General features: G+C 72.1%; 13 protein-coding genes. 1 reads left to right on the top strand and 12 read right to left on the bottom strand.

What is annotated here, in order from left to right; genetic code table 11:
* Positions 1 to 145: 145 nt before the first annotated feature.
* Entirely contained in the window at positions 146 to 2,401 is a 2,256-nt protein-coding gene (locus tag JAO84_RS26085) for an LPXTG cell wall anchor domain-containing protein (protein ID WP_370415021.1), read from the top strand.
* Positions 2,402 to 2,479: 78 nt separating this feature from the next.
* Here JAO84_RS26085 and gatB read toward each other — a convergent pair whose 3' ends face one another.
* The 12 genes from gatB to JAO84_RS26025 form a co-directional block, all read right to left on the bottom strand.
* Positions 2,480 to 3,991, bottom strand: a complete 1,512-nt coding sequence (gene gatB, locus JAO84_RS26080) for an Asp-tRNA(Asn)/Glu-tRNA(Gln) amidotransferase subunit GatB (protein WP_370415020.1) — start codon at positions 3,989 to 3,991, stop codon at positions 2,480 to 2,482.
* A gap of 16 nt (positions 3,992 to 4,007) precedes the next feature.
* On the bottom strand, positions 4,008 to 4,268 hold the full coding sequence (locus JAO84_RS26075) for a hypothetical protein (RefSeq protein WP_265864717.1): 261 nt from the start codon (positions 4,266 to 4,268) through the stop codon (positions 4,008 to 4,010).
* On the bottom strand, positions 4,265 to 5,767 hold the full coding sequence (gatA, locus tag JAO84_RS26070) for an Asp-tRNA(Asn)/Glu-tRNA(Gln) amidotransferase subunit GatA (protein ID WP_370415019.1): 1,503 nt from the start codon (positions 5,765 to 5,767) through the stop codon (positions 4,265 to 4,267). Before gatA ends, JAO84_RS26075 begins: the two co-directional genes overlap by 4 nt.
* A 7-nt stretch (positions 5,768 to 5,774) precedes the next feature.
* A complete protein-coding gene (gatC, locus tag JAO84_RS26065; RefSeq protein WP_007266718.1) occupies positions 5,775 to 6,071 on the bottom strand; it encodes an Asp-tRNA(Asn)/Glu-tRNA(Gln) amidotransferase subunit GatC in 297 nt (98 codons plus the stop codon).
* Positions 6,072 to 6,144: 73 nt separating this feature from the next.
* Complete coding sequence (locus JAO84_RS26060) at positions 6,145 to 8,259, bottom strand: putative bifunctional diguanylate cyclase/phosphodiesterase (RefSeq protein WP_370415018.1); 2,115 nt, start codon at positions 8,257 to 8,259, stop codon at positions 6,145 to 6,147.
* A 272-nt stretch (positions 8,260 to 8,531) separates the two neighbouring features.
* Positions 8,532 to 10,709 carry an NAD-dependent DNA ligase LigA gene (ligA, locus tag JAO84_RS26055; protein WP_370415017.1) on the bottom strand — a complete coding sequence of 726 codons (2,178 nt, stop codon included), beginning with the start codon at positions 10,707 to 10,709 and terminating at the stop codon, positions 8,532 to 8,534.
* Between the two features lie 32 nt (positions 10,710 to 10,741).
* Entirely contained in the window at positions 10,742 to 11,764 is a 1,023-nt protein-coding gene (locus tag JAO84_RS26050) for a methionine synthase (protein ID WP_370415016.1), read from the bottom strand.
* Positions 11,761 to 13,923, bottom strand: coding sequence for a tetratricopeptide repeat protein (locus tag JAO84_RS26045; RefSeq protein ID WP_370415015.1), 2,163 nt, complete (start codon positions 13,921 to 13,923; stop codon positions 11,761 to 11,763). The genes JAO84_RS26050 and JAO84_RS26045 overlap by 4 nt, the downstream gene beginning before the upstream one ends.
* Positions 13,924 to 13,930: 7 nt before the next feature.
* Entirely contained in the window at positions 13,931 to 14,620 is a 690-nt protein-coding gene (locus JAO84_RS26040; RefSeq protein ID WP_265864723.1) for an SDR family oxidoreductase, read from the bottom strand.
* 19 nt (positions 14,621 to 14,639) lie between these two features.
* Entirely contained in the window at positions 14,640 to 15,098 is a 459-nt protein-coding gene (locus JAO84_RS26035; protein WP_370415014.1) for a hypothetical protein, read from the bottom strand.
* 101 nt (positions 15,099 to 15,199) lie between these two features.
* Positions 15,200 to 16,999, bottom strand: a complete 1,800-nt coding sequence (locus tag JAO84_RS26030; RefSeq protein ID WP_370415013.1) for an alpha/beta hydrolase — start codon at positions 16,997 to 16,999, stop codon at positions 15,200 to 15,202.
* Entirely contained in the window at positions 16,996 to 17,427 is a 432-nt protein-coding gene (locus JAO84_RS26025) for a hypothetical protein (protein ID WP_370415012.1), read from the bottom strand. Before JAO84_RS26025 ends, JAO84_RS26030 begins: the two co-directional genes overlap by 4 nt.
* Between the last annotated feature and the right edge of the window lie 72 nt (positions 17,428 to 17,499).

The following is a 17,499-nucleotide window of genomic DNA, read 5'->3' as shown; positions in this document are numbered from 1 at the left end:
GTGGGGCATTCCGGGGTGGGCCAGCAACGGGGGCCGTGCACCACCCCGTGACACGACGACTCCCCCTGCCCCCATCAAGGGATCAGCAACCGTGAGTTCTCACATAACAAGCCCACCGAAACGGCTCAGGGGCCGTCTGGCGGCCGTGATCCTCGGCACCTCGCTGCTCGCCGTCGGCCTGCCGGTCGGACTCCCCGGCGCCCAGTCCGAGGCGGACGCGGCACCGGTCAAGCGCTGCCAGGACAAGTTCGGCACCAGCCCGAAGGAGCCCGCCCGCAACACCCTGCCCGGCTACAAGCCGGCCGGGCCCAACCAGTGGCAGACGCCCGACGCGGAGCAGCTGTTCTACGACTTCGAGCAGCCGACCCTCAACGTCACCGGCATCAACGCGCCCGCCGACGTCGCCAAGTACGGCACGGACACCGGCAAGTACAAGATCGGCACTCCGGAGCACGCCTACGCCTCCTGGAACAGCCGCCAGGCGAGCAACAACACCTACAAGGGCCCGTTCGCCGACTGGCTGCAGGACGTCTACATCGAGAACAACGCCCGCAACCGGCGCGGTGGCGGCTTCGAGCGCGAGGTGGCCCGCCACTTCGACCTCGGCGGCGTCAACTGGCTGTGCGAGACGTATCTGCGCGACTTCGACCCGCAGCTCGACAAGGAACTGCGGCAGAAGCTCGGCGACAAGGTCGTCGGCCCCAACGGGCGGCGCTTCGACGCGGTCGACCCGCGCACCAAGACCGTCTACGAGTTCAAGTCCGGCATCGACCCCAAGCCCAAGCAGCTGAAGGTCGACGCCGAGCTCGTCCGGCGCGGCTGGCGCGTGGTCTACATCCACGGCCAGGAGCCCACCGACAAGGTCAAGGCCCAGTACCGGGCGGCCGGCATCAACTACTACCGGCACGGCGCCACCCCGGCCCCGTACGCGCCGGGCAACCAGTACAAGTCGCGGTTCCCGGGCCTGATGACGGCGAACCCGGCCAAGCCGTCGACCGGCGCCGGCAACGACCTGATCAGCCGGTCCATGCCGACCCCGGAGGACGTGCGCCGCCGGCAGGAGGCCGCCCGCCCGTTCCAGCAGAACACCAAGAACGCCCTGCGCGGCCCCGGCGGCGTCGACTTCACCAGCCTGGAGCTGCGCTACGTCGGCCAGAACGAGACCGGCAGCCTCAACTACTCCTTCTCCGCGAAGAACACCGATGAGGACGAGAACCCCGGCTTCGGCGGCATGGAGAAGGCCCAGATGGCCTCGGACTCCTTCTTCACCTGGCTGGCGCTGTCGCCCGAGAAGTTCTGGGTGAACCTCAACCCGGACGAGCCCGACCGGATCATGGACCGCTCCTTCGGCAAGACCGACGCGGGCCGGGTGCTGCTCGACGCCGACCTGGAGATGAAGCACGATTTCTCCCGGGCGATGGACCCCAAGACCCCGGCGGGCTCCGAGTTCTGGAAGAACCTCACCCACAAGGACAACCGGATCTGCCTGCACGGCATCCGCAACTGGATCACCCCGCAGCCGGCCAAGGTGCGCGAGCAGGACGGCGGCATCTTCATCCTCGACGCCCCGCTCAAGGTCAACTCCGTCCCGCAGGAGACGAAGACCCAGCCGCCCGGCGAGCAGTGCCGGCTGACCGAGGCCGAGATCCAGCACAACCAGGCGCTCGTCGAGCGGCTCCTCGTCCCGATCGTGGAGAAGAAGATCGCCGAGGGCCCGGCCTACGCCGATCTGCGGCGCGTCTACGCCTCCCGGGTGGCCGCCGAGTGGATCAAGCAGCAGGACGCGAAGAAGCCCGGCGAGTTCCACAAGATCATCGGCAGCGACGACGCGAGCCGCTGGCCGATCCGCGGCGCGAAGTGGGACTCGTACGAGGTCTGGAAGAACTACCGCAAGTCGTTCATGGAGGGCGACTACAAGTACGAGTACAAGGAGGGCGAGTACGTCTACACGCTGACCGTCGGCGGCGTGGACTTCTCCAAGTCGCCCAAGAAGAACATCACCCGCACCCAGTTCAACGCGGAGAAGCCGAATCTGTCGGACGTCACCAAGGGCTCGCGGGCCGAGGTCCTCGGCTACAAGGACTCGCCGACCACCCTGCTCGGCGGTGACACCGCGGTGCGGAAGTCCCCGCCCAAGCCCAGCCCGAGCCACCCGACGCCCAGCCCGTCCCCGACGAAGCCGGGCGACCCGTCCACGCCGCCGCCGAGCGGCACCCCCGGCCCGTCCAAGCCGGGCGGGGACTCCGGCGGCACGGGCGGCACCGGCCCGGGCGGCGACCTCGCCCACACCGGCTCCGACACCCCGATCGGCCTGATCGCCGGCATCGCGGCGCTGCTCGCCGCGGCGGGCGGAGCCCTGCTGTGGTGGAAGCGCGGCCGCAGCGGCTCCGGACAGCACTGACACGCAGCACGCACGGGGGCGGCCCCGCACCGGAACTCCGGTGCGGGGCCGCCCCTTTACGCGTACGAGAAGGCGGGCTCAGCCCTCGCTGACGCCCAGCTTCTCCAGGATCAGGTCCTTGACCTTCGCCGCGTCGGCCTGGCCACGGGTGGCCTTCATGACCGCGCCGACCAGGGCGCCGACCGCGGCGACCTTGCCGCCGCGGATCTTGTCGGCGATGGCCGCGTTGCCCGCGATGGCCTCGTCGACGGCCGCGCCGAGCGCGCTGTCGTCGGAGACGACCTTCAGACCGCGCTTCTCGACGACCTCGTCCGGGGTGCCCTCGCCGGCGAGGACGCCCTCGATGACCTGACGGGCCAGCTTGTCGTTCAGGTCACCGGCGGCGACCAGGGCCGACACGCGGGCCACGTCCGCCGGCGTGATGGGCAGCTCCTCCAGGGAGACGCCCTTCTCGTTGGCGTTGCGGGCCAGCTCGCCCATCCACCACTTGCGGGCCGACGCCGCGTCGGCGCCCGCCTCGGTGGTGGCGACGATCGCGTCGACCGCACCGGCGTTGAGGATGGACTGCATGTCCAGCTCGGACACGCCCCACTCCTCGCGCAGCCGGTTGCGGCGCAGCCGCGGCAGCTCCGGCAGACCCTTCCGCAGTTCCTCGACCCACTCGCGGGCGGGGGCCACCGGCACCAGGTCCGGCTCGGGGAAGTAGCGGTAGTCCTCGGCGTTGTCCTTGATGCGGCCGCCGGTGGTGGTGCCGTCGTCCTCGTGGAAGTGCCGGGTCTCCTGGACGATCGTGCCGCCCGCGGAGAGCACCGCCGCGTGCCGCTGGATCTCGAAGCGCGCCGCCCGCTCCACCGAACGGAGCGAGTTGACGTTCTTCGTCTCCGAGCGGGTGCCGAAGGTCTTCGCGCCGTTGCGGCGCAGCGACAGGTTGACGTCGCAGCGCATCTGGCCCTTGTCCATGCGCGCCTCGGAGACGCCCAGGGCGCGGATCAGCTCGCGCAGCTCGGCGACGTACGCCTTGGCGACCTCGGGGGCCCGCTCGCCGGCGCCCTCGATCGGCTTGGTGACGATCTCGATCAGCGGGATGCCTGCCCGGTTGTAGTCGAGCAGCGAGTGCGAGGCTCCGTGGATGCGGCCGGTCGCGCCACCGATGTGGGTGGACTTGCCGGTGTCCTCCTCCATGTGGGCGCGCTCGATCTCCACGCGGAAGACCTCGCCGTCCTCCAGCTGGACGTCCAGATAGCCGTTGAAGGCGATCGGCTCGTCGTACTGCGAGGTCTGGAAGTTCTTCGGCATGTCCGGATAGAAGTAGTTCTTCCGGGCGAAGCGGCACCACTCGGCGATCTCGCAGTTCAGCGCGAGGCCGATCTTGATCGCGGACTCGACGCCGACGGCGTTGACGACCGGCAGCGCGCCGGGCAGGCCGAGGCAGGTCGGGCAGGTCTGCGCGTTGGCGTCCTGGCCGAGCTCGGTCGAGCAGCCGCAGAACATCTTCGTCTTCGTGCCGAGCTCGACATGGACCTCCAGGCCCATGACGGGGTCGAACTCGGCGAGCGCCGCCTCGTACGACAGCAGTTCAGTGACAGTCACGGTGGAACTTTCCCTCTCAGCCCAGCAGGACGTCGTCGTCGCCGAGACGCTTCAGCTCGCGGTACAGGATCGCGAGGCCGGTGACGATGGCGGCGGCGGACACCACGGCGTCGACGAGCTTGAGCGTGTCGTGCTCGGCGCGGGCCTTCTTGATCTGCTTCGTCACGGCGATGGCGCCGAACGCGGTGGTGCCCATGGACAGGTACGTACCGGTCTTGGACTTCTTGAAGCCCTTGGCCTTCTGCAGTGCACTGGTGGAACTCGTGGTCGTACTCACAGCGACGGAGCCTCCTCGAGCAGCGGGTGGCCCCACTTTTCCACGAAGGCGGCCTCGACGGCGGCACCGACCTTGTAGAGGCGGTCGTCCTTCAGGGCGGGGGCGATGATCTGCAGACCGACCGGCAGGCCGTCCTCCGGCGCGAGGCCGCAGGGCAGCGACATGGCGGCGTTGCCCGCCAGGTTGGTCGGGATGGTGCAGAGGTCCGCGAGGTACATCGCCATCGGGTCGTCGGCGCGCTCGCCGATCGCGAAGGCGGTGGTCGGCGTGGTCGGCGACACGATGACGTCGACCTGCTCGAAGGCCTTCTCGAACTCGCGGGTGATGAGCGTGCGGACCTTCTGCGCCGAGCCGAACCAGGCGTCGTAGTAGCCGGAGCTCAGCGCGTACGTACCGAGGATGATGCGGCGCTTGACCTCGGGGCCGAAGCCGGCCTCGCGGGTGAGCGCGGTGACGTCCTCGGCGGACCGGGTGCCGTCGTCGCCGGCCCGCAGGCCGTAGCGCAGGCCGTCGAAGCGGGCCAGGTTGGACGAGCACTCGGACGGCGCGATCAGGTAGTACGCGGAGAGCGCGAGGTCGAAGGTGGGGCAGTCCACCTCGACGATCTCGGCGCCCAGCGACTTGAGCAGTTCGACGGACTCGTCGAAGCGCTGCACGACGCCGGCCTGGTAGCCCTCGCCGCGGAACTGCTTGACGACACCGACCCGCATGCCCTGGACGCTGCCGTTGCGGGCGGCCTCGACGACCGGCGGGACCGGGGCGTCGATGGAGGTCGAGTCGAGCGGGTCGTGCCCGGCGATGGCCTCGTGCAGCAGGGCCGCGTCGAGGACCGTACGGGCACAGGGGCCGCCCTGGTCGAGCGAGGACGAGAAGGCCACCATGCCGAAGCGGGAGACCGCGCCGTAGGTCGGCTTGACGCCGACGGTGCCGGTGACGGCGGCGGGCTGGCGGATGGAACCGCCGGTGTCCGTGCCGATGGCGAGCGGGGCCTCGTACGAGGCGAGGGCGGCCGAGGAGCCACCGCCGGAGCCGCCGGGGATCCGGGTCAGGTCCCAGGGGTTGCCGGTCGGGCCGTAGGCGCTGTTCTCCGTGGAGGAGCCCATCGCGAACTCGTCCATGTTGGTCTTGCCCAGGATGACCACGTCGGCCGCCTTGAGCTTCTTGACCAGCGTGGCGTCGTACGGCGGGATCCAGCCCTCCAGCATCTTCGAGCCGACCGTCGTGGGCACGCCCCGGGTCGTGAAGATGTCCTTGAGCGCGAGCGGGACGCCGGCCAGCGGGCCGAGCTTCTCGCCGCGGGCGCGCTTCTCGTCCACGGCGCGGGCCTGCGCGAGCGCGCCCTCGCGGTCGACGTGCAGGAAGGCGTGCACCTTCTCGTCGACGGCGTCGATGCGCGCGAGGTGGGCCTCGGTGACCTGGACGGCGGTGAGCTCGCCGGAGGCGATCTTCGCCGCGATCTCGGCGGCGGTGAGCTTGATGATCGTGCTGTTGTCCGTCATGGCGTTCTTAGTCCTCCCCCAGGATCTGCGGCACCTTGAAACGCTGCTGCTCCTGGGCCGGGGCGCCGGAGAGCGCCTGCTCGGGGGTGAGCGACGGACGGACCTCGTCCGCCCGCATGACATTGGTCAGCGGCAGCGGGTGGGAGGTCGGGGGTACGTCTTGGTCGGCGACCTCGGAGACGCGGGCGACCGCGCCGATGATGTCGTCGAGCTGTCCGGCGAAGTGGTCGAGTTCTTCGCTCTTGAGCTCCAGACGTGCCAGCCGGGCGAGGTGGGCGACCTCCTCGCGCGTGATGCCAGGCATGCGGATCCTCACGGGGTGAGTTTGATGGTGTTGGCCCAATCCTATGGGGCCCGCGCCGCTCCCCGTGAAACGGTCACTGCACCACGTGGTCCGAAGGGTGGTCGACCTCGGCCAGGGCCGCGATCTCCGAGGGGCGGCGCCAGCCGTGTTCGCCGCGGGCGCGGAGCCAGGCGGTGGTCTCGGCGGGCGGCATGGCGGCGGCGACCAGCCAGCCCTGGACGGCGTCGCAGCCCAGGTCGCGCAGGCGCTCCCAGGTCTCGTCGTCCTCGACGCCCTCGGCGACGACCAGCAGGCCGAGGGAGTGGGCGAGGTCGAGGGTGCAGCGGACGATCTCGGCGTCCTCGGAGTCGACGGCGAGCCGGGCGACGAAGGAGCGGTCGATCTTGAGCTCGCTCACCGGGAGGCGGCGCAGGTGGACCAGGGAGGAGTAGCCGGTGCCGAAGTCGTCGAGGGACATCTTCACGCCGTGGCCGGTGAGCCCGGCCATGGTGTCGGCGGCCCGCTGCGGGTCCTCCAGGAGCACGTGCTCGGTTATCTCCAGCTGGAGCGCGCCGGCCGGGACGCCGTGCCGGGCGAGCCGGGCGGCGACGGCGCCGGCGAAGCCGGGGGTGTGCACGTCGCGCGGCGAGACGTTGACGGCGACCGGCACGTCGAGCCCTTGGGCGCGCCAGCGGGCGACCTGGGCGAGGGCGGTCTCCAGGACGTATTCGGTGAGGTGGGGCATGAGGCCGGAGGACTCGGCGATGGCGATGAACTCGTCCGGAGGAACCTTCCCTCTCTCGGGATGGACCCAGCGGACCAGCGCCTCGAGACCGGCCACCTGGCCGTCGAAGCGGACCTTCGGCTGGTAGTGCAGCTCGACCTCGCCGGCGTCGAGGGCGCGCCGCAGGTCGCCGAGGAGTCCGAGCCGGTCGGGGGTGTTGGAGTCGCGCTTGGACTCGTAGACCTCGACGCCGGTGCGGTCCCGCTTGGCCTGGTACATGGCGACGTCGGCGCGGCGCAGCAGGCCCTCGGCGTCCAGGGCGTGCTCCGGGAAGACGGCGACGCCGGCGCTGGCCTCCAGGACCAGGGTGAGCCCGTCGAGGTCGAGCGGGGAGGACAGCTCGGCGACGAGGTGGCGGGCGACCCGCTGGGCGCTGGTGGTGGAGTCGGCGGTGGGCAGCAGGACGGCGAACTCGTCGCCGCCGAGCCGGGCGGCCTCGGCGCCGCGGGGCAGCGCGAGCCGGAGCCGTTCGGCGATCTGCAGGAGCAGCCGGTCGCCGGCGAGGTGCCCGAGGGTGTCGTTGACCGAGCGGAAGCGGTCGAGGTCGATCAGGACGAGCGCGGAGCGGACGCCCTCGCCCTCGGCCTCCTCCAGGGCGGTCCAGGTGCGCTCCAGGAGCCACTGGCGGTTGGGCAGTCCGGTGAGCGGGTCGCGCAGCTGTTCCTCGGCGCGGGCGCGGGCGATCCACAGGGTGGAGTCGAGGGCGATCAGCGGGACGGCGAAGAGCGGCAGGAGCGGGGGCCGGGAGGCGGCGACGACGCAGATGAGGGGGGCGATGCCGAGCAGGGCGACGGCGACCAGGCCCTGGCGGAGCAGCGCGGTGCGGGCGGCGGTGGGCAGTCCGCCGGTCTGCGGGGCGAGGGCGTACCACAGCAGCAGCCGGGTCGCCACAAGGTAGGCGACGGCGGCGAGCATCACTTCCGGTACGTCGCCGATCCCCCAGTCGAGGGGCTGCCAGGGCCGCTCGACGGTGGGGACGTCGCCGAAGGTGGCGAGGACGAGGGCGGCGGCGCCGGTGCCGATGACGTCGACGGCGCCGTGCAGCAGGCCCTGGCGCCAGCGGTGCCGGCGGGCGGCGGCGACGAGCACGACCACGGTGAGCGAGACCAGACAGGCGGGCACCCAGCCGTACAGGAGCAGCACGGCGAGGGTGAGGGCGGCGCCGGAGCCGGTGCCGCCCCACCAGCGGTCGCGGCCGAGCGCGACCAGGTGGCCGACGATGAGGCCGGTGAGGACGGCGAGGGACCAGCCGGCGGAGCCGCCGGGGAAGAGTCCCTGGCCGGTGCTCAGCGTCCGGTAGAGACCGGCGGTGAGCAGGACGGCGGCGACGCCCACCAGTGCTCCGGGCAGCCCGGAGGTGATGCCCACGAACGCCGCACGGCCCTGGGGCCGTGCGACCGGGGCGGCACTCTCGGTCGGTTTCATTCCCGTCCCTCTCACAGCCGGCGGTGCCGTCGCAACGCGGGGCCGTCGTGATGCCTCTGGGCCGTCGTCCCGCCGCGCGCCGGACACACGTGTCCTGCTCCTGCGCGCCGGCAGGGCCTCGCGCGGCCGTGCGTGACGGACGCACGGTCACCACACTAGGCCGCGGAGGGCCGCTACGGGCAGCGCTCTCCATCTCTTGCCCGAATGCGACCCGGCCACCCCTAACGATCTGGTATGCGCCGAACGGGTGAGCTTCCGGGGCCCGTCCGCGGCTACTCGGCGACGGGCAGCGCGGCCTCCTGAGCGGCTTCCGGACCCTGTTCGAGCAGGATCCGGAAGCCGGGCTCGTCGAGAACCGGAACCTTCAGCTGCATCGCCTTGTCGTACTTGGAGCCGGGATTGTCGCCGACGACCACGAAGGCGGTCTTCTTCGAAACGGAACCCGTCACCTTCGCTCCCAGGGCTTGCAGCGACTCTTTTGCGCCATCCCTGGTGAAGTCCTGCAGGGTGCCGGTGACCACCACGGTCAGTCCCTCCAGCGGGCGCGGGCCCTGCTCCTCGCCGGCGCCCTCGTCCTCGAAGGTGACCCCGGCCGCGCGCCACTTGCGCACGATCTCCCGGTGCCAGTCCTCCTCGAACCACTGCTTCACGGCGGTGGCGATGATCCCGCCGACCCCGTCGACCGCCGCCAGCTCCTCCTCGGTGGCCTGCTCGATCCGCTCCAGGGAGCGGAACTCGCGGGCCAGCGCCTCGGCGGCGACCGGGCCGACGTGCCGGATCGACAGCCCGTTGAGGAAGCGGGCGAGCGGGCGGGTCTTGGCCGCCGCGATGTTCTCCAGCATCGCCAGGGCGTTCTTCTTCGGCTCGCCCTTCTGGTTGGCGAAGACGAAGACGACCTTCTCCTCGCCGGTCTTCGGGTCGCGCTTGGGCAGCCCGCTGTCCGCGTCGAGGACATACGCCTTGATCGGCAGCAGCTGCTCGATGGTCAGGTCGAAGAGGTCGCCCTCGTCGGCGAGCGGCGGCTCGGCCGGCTCAAGCGGGCGCGTCAGCGCCGCCGCCGCGACCATGCCGAAGTTCTCGATGTCCAGGGAGGACCGCCCGGCCAGGAAGAACAGCCGCTCGCGCAGCTGGGCGGGGCACGACCGCGCGTTGGGGCAGCGCAGGTCGATGTCCCCCTCCTTCATCGGCTTCAGCGGCGTGCCGCACTCCGGGCACTCGGCCGGCATCACGAACTCCCGCTCGGAGCCGTCCCGCAGGTCCGCGACCGGGCCGAGGATCTCCGGGATCACGTCACCGGCCTTGCGCAGCACGACCGTGTCGCCGATCAGCACGCCCTTGGCCTTCACCACGTCCTGGTTGTGCAGGGTGGCGAACTCGACCTCGGAGCCGGCCACCGTCACCGGCTCCACCTGCGCGTACGGCGTGACCCGGCCCGTACGCCCGACGCCGACCTTGATGTCGACCAGCTTGGTGTTGACCTCCTCCGGCGCGTACTTCCAGGCGATCGCCCAGCGCGGGGCGCGCGCCGTGGAGCCGAGCCGGCCCTGCAGCGGGATCTCGTCGAGCTTGACGACGACGCCGTCGATCTCGTGCTCGACGGAGTGCCGGTTCTCCCCGAAGTACGCGATGAAGTCCTTCACCGCGGCCAGACCGGAGACCACCTTGTTGTGCCGGGCGGTGGGCAGGCCCCACTCGTGCAGCAGCTCGTACGTCTCCGAGAGCCGGGAGATGTCGAAGCCCTCGCGGGCGCCGATGCCGTGCACCACCATGTGCAGCGGCCGGGACGCCGTCACCTTCGGGTCCTTCTGGCGCAGCGAACCCGCCGCCGCGTTGCGCGGATTGGCGAAGGGCTTGTCCCCGGCCTCCACCAGGCGCGCGTTGAGCCCCTCGAAGGCCTCCATCGGGAAGTAGACCTCGCCGCGGATCTCCACCAGGTCCGGGATGCGCTCGCCGCGCAGCCGGTCCGGGATGTCGGCGATCGTCCGCACGTTCGGCGTGATGTCCTCGCCGGTGCGTCCGTCGCCGCGGGTCGCGGCCCGGGTCAGCCGCCCGTGCTCGTACGTGAGGTTCACGGCGAGGCCGTCGACCTTGAGCTCGCACAGGAAATGGTAGTCGCCCGTGCCGACGTCCTTCGCGATCCGCTCGGCCCAGGCGGCCAGCTCCTCGTCGTCGAACGCGTTGTCCAGCGACAGCATCCGCTCGCGGTGCTGGACCGCGGTGAACTCCGTCTCGTACGACCCGGCCACCTTCTGGGTCGGCGAGTCCGGCGTCCGCAGCTCCGGGTACTCCTCCTCCAGGGCCTCCAGGGCGCGCAGGAGCCTGTCGAACTCCGCGTCGCTGACGACCGGCTGGTCCTTCACGTAGTACCGGAAGCGGTGCTCCTCGACCTGCTCCGCCAGCTCGGCGTGCTTCTCCCGCGCCTCGGCGGGGGCCCCCTGTTCGACTGCCACCGTTCCTCGTCCTCCCGATCCCTGAAACCCGGTCACTCTGGGTTGTCCGCGAGCGATCTCGCCGCCCGGACGCAGTGCGCGAGCGCCTTGCGCGCGTACGCCGGCGAGGCCCCCGCGAGACCGCAGGCCGGGGTGACCACCACGGACTCGGCGAGAGTCCCCGGATTCAGCCCCAGCCTGCGCCACAGCGTCCTGACACCCATGACGCTACCGCCAGGGTCCGACAATGCCCCCGAGGCCGGGTCCGTGGACGGCACCACACCGGCGAAGAGCTTGGTCCCGGCCTCCACGGCCTCCCCGATCGGCTCCTCGTCACGCTCGGTGAGCAGCGAGAAGTCGAACGACACCCCGGCCGCCCCGGCCCGCCGCAGCAGCCCGAACGGCACGCCCGGCGCGCACGAGTGCACCACGACCGGACCGCCGTGCACCGCGATCACGTCCCGCAGCGCGCTCTCCACCACCTGCCGGTCCACGGCCCGGTGGGTGCGGTAGCCGCTGGCGGTACGGATCTGCCCGAGGAGTACGGCGGTCAGCGAGGGCTCGTCGAGCTGCAGCACGATCCGGGCGCCCGGCACCCGCTTGCCGACCTCCGCGAGGTGCCCGCGCAGCCCCTCGGCCAGCGAACCGGCCAGGTCCCGGCAGGCCCCCGGGTCCGACAGGGCGGCCTCTCCCCCGCGCAGCTCCAGGGCCGCGGCGAGCGTCCACGGCCCCACCGCCTGCACCTTCAGCGCGCCCTCGTACCCCTGCGTGAACTCCTCCAGGGCGTCCAGGTCCTCCCCGACCCACGACCGCGCCCGCCGGGTGTCCCGCCCGGGCCGGTCGCTGATCCGCCACCCGCTCGGCTCCACGTGCGCGTACAGCTCGACGAGCATCCCGGCGGTCCGCCCGATCATGTCCGCGCCGGGCCCGCGGGCCGGCAGCTCGGCGAGGAACGGAAAGTCCTCGAAGGACCCGGTCACGGTCTTGGCGGCCTCTCGCGCGTCGCCGCCGGGCAGGGAGCCGACGCCGGTGGCGGGGGCCCAGGGGAAGGTGTCCTTGTCGCTGTTCTCGCTCACCCGGGAAGCGTACGTGCCAGCCGTTCCAGGGTCTCGCGGGTGGCGACGGTGACGGGGTGGCCGGGGCCAAGGACGCGGGTGCGGGCGGCGAGGACGGCGGTGAGTTCGGGGAGGGCGTCGGCCGGGGCGAGGCAGCGGGCGAGGTTGAAACGGGCGGAGAGCGTGTGCGGGTGATCCGCGCCGAGGAGCCGGTGCCGGGCCGCCACCACGGCCGCCAGCTCCGCCCGTGCGAGGTCCCGGTCACCGGACTCCAGGAGCAGGACCGCCCGGTTCTCCCGGGTGACGAGCGCGTTGGGATGGTCGGCGCCCAGGGTGCGGGCCTCCGCCGCCCGTACGGTCTCCAGCTCGGCCAGCGCCTCCTGGGTGCGCCCGAGCAGGGCGAGGCACACCGCGAGGTTGTGCCGGCAGGCGAGGGTGCGCCAGTGGTCCGGCCCCAGGGCGCGGGCGCAGCCGTCCAGCGCCCCGGCGTACTCGGTGCGGGCCCGCTCCAGTTGTCCGTTCTGCTGGAGCGCGGTGGCCAGCTCGTTGCGGACCTGGAGGGCGAAGACGAGGTCGGAGTCCTCGGCCGGGACGAGGGCGGGGTCCGCGGCGGTGGCCGCGTCCGGGTGCGGGTGCGCGTCCAGGTCCGGGTCCGCCGCCGGGGCCGGGGCGGTCGGGCGGTCCGCGCCGACGGCGACGCCGACGGCGGCGGCCAGTTCGCCGAGCAGGGCGAGTGCTTCCCGCTCGCGGCCGGCGTTCAGGAGCGCCCGGCCGTGCTCGAAGCACGCCTCCCGCACCGTCCGGTGCGCGTCCCCGAGCCGGTCCGCGGCGCCCCGGCGCACCCGCTCCACCTCCGTGCCCGCCTCGGCGACCAGGCCCCGGGCGTTCAGCGAGCGGACGGCGAGCACCGCGCCCGCCCAGACGTCCTCCGGCGCGTCCGGCCCCAGGTCGTCGAGCAGGTGCGGCACGAGCAGCGGCCAGAGCGGACCGTGCTCCTCCGGCACCTCACTGTCCAGCGCCGCCTCCGCGGACAGCCGCTCCCGCTCCCCCCGGTACGCGTCCCGCACCAGCGGATGGAGCGTCACCACCGGCTCGCCGTCCGTACGGAGCGAGGCCAGGCCCAGCCGGTCGAGGGCCTGGAGGCAGGTCCACAGCTCGCCCGGCGGGATGTCGACGCGGCCCGGGGCGAGGACCCGCAGCGGTACGGGCGCGTCCGCGAAGCCGGCGAGGAGGCGGAGGACGTCCTCCACGCGCGCGTGGCCCCGGTCCTGGAGGAGGCGCAGGGACATGGCCCAGATCCGGGCGAGGGTGCCGTCGCGGTCGACGGCGAGGTCTCCCGTACCGAGGGCGGCGAGATAGGCGCCGTACGTGGCGGGCTCGCCGTCCGTACGGAGGAAGGCGGGGCGCTCGGCGACCGAGGCCAGGTAGCGGCCGGCGCTGTCCAGGGCGAGCGGCAGGCCCCCGAGGCGTACGGCGAGCAGCTCGGCGTCCGTCGCCGGGCCGGCCTGCTCGCCGGCGCGGTCGGCGAGCACGCGGGCGCCCTCGGGGCCGGGCAGGGCGCCGAGCGGGTGGAGGACGGGTCCTGCGCCCCAGGCGGCGGGGTCGCCGTCGCGGGTGGTGACGAGGACCAGACCGCTCGTACGGGGCGCGCGGGCCCAGCCCGTACCGGCGGCGAGCGATCCCGGGCCGTCGAGCAGGGCCAGGTCGTCGGCGTTGTCGAGGACGAGGAGCCAGGGGCCGGGCAGGGCGGCGAGGCGTTCCCACAGCAGGTCGGCGGTCTGGCCGCTCGCCAGCTCGTCCTCGCGGACGCCGACCCGGCGGGCGACCGCCCGCAGCCCGCCCGCGAGCCGCCCGGCGTCCTGCGCGGCCACCCACCACACGGGGGCGCCGCGGCGCGCGAGCACGTCGGCGGCCGCCAGGGCGAGGCTGGTCTTGCCGACGCCGCCGAGCCCGTACAGGACGTGTGTGCCGGAGGCGTCGAGCAGCCGCGCGAGCAGCTCCGCGCGCCCGCGCAGGGGCGTGCCGCGCCGCCCGAACGGGGGCGCGACGGTCACCTCGTCGGCGGGCGGCGGCGTCTGATGCACCACCAGGTTCTCGATGTGCCCGGCCTGGACGACGGTCCCCTGGGTCCCGCCGCTGATCGAGTTCCCGCCCGCCCCCGCACCCGCCCCCGTGGTCATCGCGGCGTCAGCGCCCGGGCCGCACGGTCAGGTCGTTGACCTCCGCGTCGCGCGGCAGGTCGAGCGCCATGACGATGGTCGTCGCCACCGACTCGGGGTCGATCCAGCGCTCAGGGTCGTACTCCTTGCCCTCCTGCTGGTGCACCTTCGCCTGCATGGGGCTCGCGGTCCGCCCCGGGTACACGGAGGTGACCCGCACCCCGTTGCCGTGCTCCTCGTGGCGCAGGGAGTCGGCGAGCGCCTTGAGCCCGTGCTTGGACGCGGCGTACGCGCCCCACTCGGCGTGCGCGGCGAGCCCGGCGCCCGAGTTCACGAACACCACATGCCCCTTGGAGACCCGCAGCTGCGGCAGGAAGTGCCGGGTGAGCTCGGCGGGGGCGACCAGGTTGACGTTCAGCTGATGGTGCCAGCTCTTCGGGGTGAGCTCCCCGACCGGCCCGAGGTCGACGACCCCGGCGATGTGCAGCAGGCTGTCGACCCGCTCCGGCAGCGTCTGGTGCGAGAACGCCCACGACAGCCGGTCCGGATCCGCCAGGTCCCCGACGAGCGTCCGCGCCCCGGGAAACTCCGCCGCCAACTCCTTCGCCCGCCCCGCGTCCCGCACATGCAGCACAAGCTCGTCCCCGCGCGCGTGCAGCCGCCGCGCGACGGCGGCGCCGATGCCGGAGCCGGCTCCGGTGATCACATGAGTAGCCATGGGCCCATGCTCTCAGGACTCACGGAAGCGGCGCGGCAGCGGACCAGAAGTCGGAGCGGACGTTGGGGGTGGGGATCTTGCCGAGGGGGTAGGCGGGGCCGTTGGGCGGGGTGGTGGGTTCGGCGACCTCGGACTCCTCGACGCAGGGGGTGTCGGCCTTGAAGACCACTTGGCCCTTGTAGCCGACGCTCAAGGTGAGCTGGAATCCATCGGACGTCTTGGCGAAGATGGCCGGCATCGCCTTGCTCTTGTTCACACCGGTGATCTCGTAGCCGCTCTTCTGCCAGAAACGCTCGATGACTCCGAGGAAACTGCCCCGCCGCTGTTCGGAGATGATCGTCATCACCTTCCGCCGCCGCGTCACCGTGCAGCTTCCGCTGGTCCAGGTGTGGTGCGTCCACTGGATCTCCGGCACGACCGCTCCGATGGTCGCGTCGAGCATCGCGTCCGCACGGTCCGCCGCATCCTGCATGTTCATGTTCTCCGTGGCTCCTCCCCCACTCAGAATTCCGCAACCCGCGAGTAGCGCGCCCACCAGGAGTCCGGGCAAGGCAACACGAGCCGCGCGGCCGGGCAGCTTCATCGGTACTCCTCCGTGGTGATGTTCTCAGGCGCCCCACCGACGATCTGGGCGATGTTGTTCGCGGACTCCGGGTCCAGTTCCGGTGTGAAGTACTGGGAGTGGGCGTCGAAGCCCCCCAGTTCGAGAGCGGGGGCGGGCCCGTCATCGACCCTGAAGCGACGGGCTCCGAAGCCTTCACTGGCCGGATCCTGGCCGAAGTAGAGGTGGTCGGTGAGCCTGGGAGCGACCACGGCGGCGGTCGTACCCGTCAACGGCAATCCGGCCAATGCCTCGGCCGGTTTCGGAAGGTGGGTCACGGGATCGTTGTCCGCCGCACCCACGAATACGTGTCCCCGGCCTACGCCCAGGTCCTCGGCCCGGTCCACGCCGACACCAGGACTGCCGAGCAGAACGATGTCGTCCACGCCTGGGATCCCGCCGGACTGCCGTGCCGCGGTGCCCACGGTGAGCGAACCATAGGAGTGTCCGATGGCGGTCAGGTGGGGGTCCTTGTTCTGGTTCGTGGCCTCCAGGCCTGCCATGAACGCGTTGTAGGCGGGCGCGCCCTTCTCCGCATTGCTCGTGGACACGACCTGCGCGAAGTTCGGAGCGTCGTAGCCGAGCCAGACGATCGCCGCGCTGGAGGGATCCACATCACGCGCGCCGACAGCCGTGTCCTTGGCCCGCTTCATCGTGTCCTTGACGAACTCCTTGTCGAGAGTGGTCGCCAGCCCGGGCACGTACGCCGACACATTCTTCGACGTGTCCGGGTTGCCGTACGCCACGATCGCGCGCCCATTCCCCTCGTCCCCGATGCCCAGCAGGAACATCGGCGGGTCGCTCGGCTTGTTCAGCTTGTCCCGGATCATGCGCAGCGCGTCGAGCTTGGTCGCGGAGTCGCCGTCGTCCTTCCGGCCCAACTCGTCGATCAGCAGCGGCAGATAGCGCCGGTTCGCCTCGTCCCTCGCGACGGCCGGAATGCCGTCCACCGCGCCGATCAGGTCCGGCGCGATGTCGAGGTACTCCCGGCGCTGCTCCTCGGGAAGTGCGTCCCACCATGCCCTGCGTTCGGCGGGGGTCTTGTCCATCGGAACGTGGTCCCTGAGGTACCTGCCGGCGGCGGACCGTACGTCCGCCGTGTCGCCGGCGACGTCCTTCAGGGTGGCCTTGGTGACGTCGAGGCCCTTCTCCGCCTTGAGGCCGTTCAGGGTCTTCGCGTATCGGGCGTCGATCTCGGACGCAGAGCGCACGGCCCGGGCGACACGGTCGGCCACATCCTGTGCCTTCAGCGCGTTCGGGTTGAGCGGCTTGAAGCCCGAGTAGCCCGGATACACGGGCGACTGCCCGTTGGGGCCGAAGCCGGGCGGTTCCAGCGGGAGGCGGGAACTGCCCTTGACCATGCCGCCCGGGGCCTCCTTCTTCGCGCCGGTCAGGTCCGCGACCTCGGCCGCCGGATAGCTCACCGAGCCGTCCTCGTGGACGGTGAGGTTCTGGGCGGCGGCATCCGCGAGGGCATGCTTCAACTGGCGCTGCGGCTCGGCGAGATCGCCGGCCAGGCCGTTGAGCGCCGTGCGGACGAGCCCGCACTCTGCGTGCATGTACGAGAAATTGCGGCTGAGGCGCTGGAGTCGGCCGACGGCCGCCGTCGCGGACTCGCTCTCCTGGGTCTCGCGGAGCTTGGCCGACATCGCCCGGTCGACGCGTACCCGGTCGGAGTCCGAGCGGCCGGAGACCTGGTGCCAGGCGTCGCCCGCCTGCTCGAATTCGGAGAGCTTCAGGTCGCGAAGCTGGTGCCAGGTGAGGGTTCCGGTCGTCATCGCCTGTCCTTCGACTTCGCGCCGACCCCGGCGAAGGAGTCCCGGACCTGGATGTCGGTCTCGCCCATCTCCTTCGCGACCTTGTGCAGAGCGCCCTCGAGCCCGTCGCACTCGTCGCGCACCGCCGCGAGTCGGTCCTCCCAGGACTTCCGTACGCGCGCGAGTGCGGCGACGGCGGTCAGACCCGCGCCGGCCGCCGTCACGCCCTCGTGGCCGGGGCCGAGGGCCGCGCGGCTCGTCTCGGTGCTGATGTGCAGGTCACCGGCGGTGCCGGCGGCGCTGGTCCAGGGGCCGCCGGTGTGCTGGAGGTTCCCCGGGCCCGTGCCGCCTGCCGGGGGCGCGGGCGCGGGCGCGGTGGACGCCAAGGCCATCCGGGCGTCGCCTTCCAGCGGCCCGAAGAGTTCCTGCCAGCGCGTCGAGTACGACATGGCCCCCCGTTCTTCCCCGTCTGCGGCGTGCGCCGCTCGGCAAGATTAACGAGGCAAGATCATCGATACGCA

The organism is Streptomyces fradiae, assembly GCF_041270065.1.
GTDB lineage: Bacteria > Actinomycetota > Actinomycetes > Streptomycetales > Streptomycetaceae > Streptomyces.
The sequence above is the reverse complement of the archived record's forward strand: the minus strand, read 5'-3'. Positions and strand labels throughout refer to the sequence as shown.